Raw genomic sequence first — 2,098 nt, 5'->3', positions numbered from 1 at the left:
TCAAAAAAACTGAATCATTCAGCCGGTCTGAAATCTTGGCATGCCTGAAATCGGTGGTTTTGACTTGAAACGTCTTGGAACTGGCCGATTGATAGCAAGCGTGGCGGCATCCAGCAGTTCATGAGCAGGCTATGTGGTTATGGGCTAGATTATTCTTTAAGATGGGTGTCTGCGTATTCAGTGATCTGATCCTAGAGGGAAGTGATGGAGCTGAGAAGTGGGTAGAAATGAAGTCATATAGTGGTGTGGATAAAACTTATCGCTACTTAACTAAAGCATATAAATCAAATATCCAGTCTTGGGATGTTACTGACGATAATAAGCAAGGCAATCTTCATAAACAGTTTAGTTTGGATCGTGCTGCAGCCACAGTCGGTCATGCTTGGGAAAATGGTGATACATCTAAGGAGCGAAATCGAGTGGCAGTTGACGGTAATTTTATATGGCGTTGGCAGGAGTTTCAGCCGAGAAAAAATAATGGAACCGATAAGCTGGGTTACAGCTTAGATGTGAAGAATAAAGATAGTAAGTCAATTAAAAACTTATTTTCAGAAGAATTTGGTGCGATTCAGAATATGAAAGGTATTGTTACAGTTAATTTTAAATCGAATGGTGTCAGTACAGCTAAGGTAGCAAACTCACACCTTGAATATGCCAATCTAAAAACACTGTTGCTGAACTATATTCAGCAAGCATTCGCAGATGTAGCTTTTAACGAGGCTGAAGATTTTTTGAATTCTACGTATACCGTAACACGAGATTGACTGGGGAATATATATGGCTGATTTGAAAGAGTTGTTTCCTGAGATAGAAAAAGAAGGATGGCTAAAAAAGAGAGAGCAAAGCTGGCAGCAATTCATTAAGGATCCAGAAATCGGTCGCCTTCGTAAAAATCAGATAGATTTGCTTCGTCAATACTATTTTTTCGGTCGAATTGATAAAGATATGCCATTACAAGAGTTTCGTGCGGATTTGGCTTTCATGTTTCCAGTGCGTACTGCCCGAGGTTTGGACCATTTTTATAGCAACTACATAGTTAGTAAGAATTTAAAGGACACAAAGGAGCTTATAACCAGTATTGAGGTAACTGCAATACGTGGGTATGGAGGTGGCGATTTAGAGGAATATAAGAAGTTTTTTAGATATCACCTCGGAGAGGTATGCAACCTAGAGGGTAGAAAATATGTTTTTAAGGATGGTCAATATGAACATAAGCCTAAGGTTATAGATAGATTGCCATACCTGATAAAAGAGTTTTCGCGATACTTCAATCATGGACTAAATGAGTCAGTTAATACCGAAAAACTTGAATTCTTGTACCCATACTTTCTGAGTTGCATTGACGCGGCTAAAGATGATTTGAGCAGCTTTTATAATAGCTTTTACTACTTATTCTTCTTTATGAAGGGTTACCTAGAACAAAAAGTACATTGGCATTCCTATAGCGAAGAAAGTTATGCCTATATGCTTGAGTTTATTGAGGAAATAGAAAAGCCGAATTCAGATTTTCCTCAGTATTTAATAGGCCTGTGGCATGAGGTTGAGTTTGAAGAAGATGATGAGGACTGTGATTAATTATGATGGAGTCTGTCGCTAAATTTTACTTTGCTGTTTTAGAGAAGGATCAGGATAAGTGGGAGTCGCTGGTATCTGATTTGTCTGCCGGGCATATAGGCTTTCGTTTTGAAGAGCATATAGAATATTTTGGGCGAGAAGCAGAGGCCCTTTTAGAGGAAATACTGGATTATTGGCAGCTGTTTAAAAACGAACGCGTGCTTACCGAACAATGCAAAATAAAAGATAACAAGGTATTCCTTCAGTTTGTAGGTCTGAGGAGCGTCGCTGGAACTAAAGACTTGTTGCGTCAGTTGCTTTTGGCGTGTGGTGCTCAAGAGTTAAAAGTCGATTACATGGATGAAGATATTATGTCTGGCGACGAATAGTGAAATTAATAGTTTTAAAAAGCTCTTTACTCTTTTTTTGTTTGGTTAGTATTTTTATGGGGGTCTTCCCCAATTCAAGTGGGAACGTAGCATTTCCCACCTTATTTAATTATCGTTCATCATCATAATTCATAGTAATGAAAAACAATGGACGA

Annotated in this window: 3 protein-coding genes; all 3 read left to right on the top strand. The window is 38.4% G+C overall.

Features of this window, described 5'->3' with window-relative positions; all coding sequences use genetic code 11:
* The first annotated feature begins 131 nt into the window (after positions 1–131).
* The 3 genes from BCF53_RS19050 to BCF53_RS19040 are packed head-to-tail and all read left to right on the top strand — an operon-like array spanning position 132 to position 1,943.
* Positions 132–764 (top strand): hypothetical protein, encoded by a 633-nt coding sequence (locus BCF53_RS19050; protein ID WP_132704357.1) that lies wholly within the window; start codon positions 132–134, stop codon positions 762–764.
* A 13-nt stretch (positions 765–777) separates the two neighbouring features.
* A complete protein-coding gene (locus tag BCF53_RS19045; protein ID WP_132704355.1) occupies positions 778–1,575 on the top strand; it encodes a hypothetical protein in 798 nt (265 codons plus the stop codon).
* Positions 1,576–1,577: 2 nt separating this feature from the next.
* Positions 1,578–1,943: a hypothetical protein gene (locus BCF53_RS19040; RefSeq protein WP_132704353.1), complete on the top strand. Its 366-nt coding sequence runs from the start codon at positions 1,578–1,580 to the stop codon at positions 1,941–1,943.
* The last annotated feature ends 155 nt before the right edge of the window (positions 1,944–2,098 follow it).

The organism is Reinekea marinisedimentorum (genome assembly GCF_004341165.1).
In the GTDB taxonomy this organism is placed as follows: Bacteria; Pseudomonadota; Gammaproteobacteria; order Pseudomonadales; family Natronospirillaceae; genus Reinekea; species Reinekea marinisedimentorum.
The sequence above is the reverse complement of the archived record's forward strand: the minus strand, read 5'-3'. Positions and strand labels throughout refer to the sequence as shown.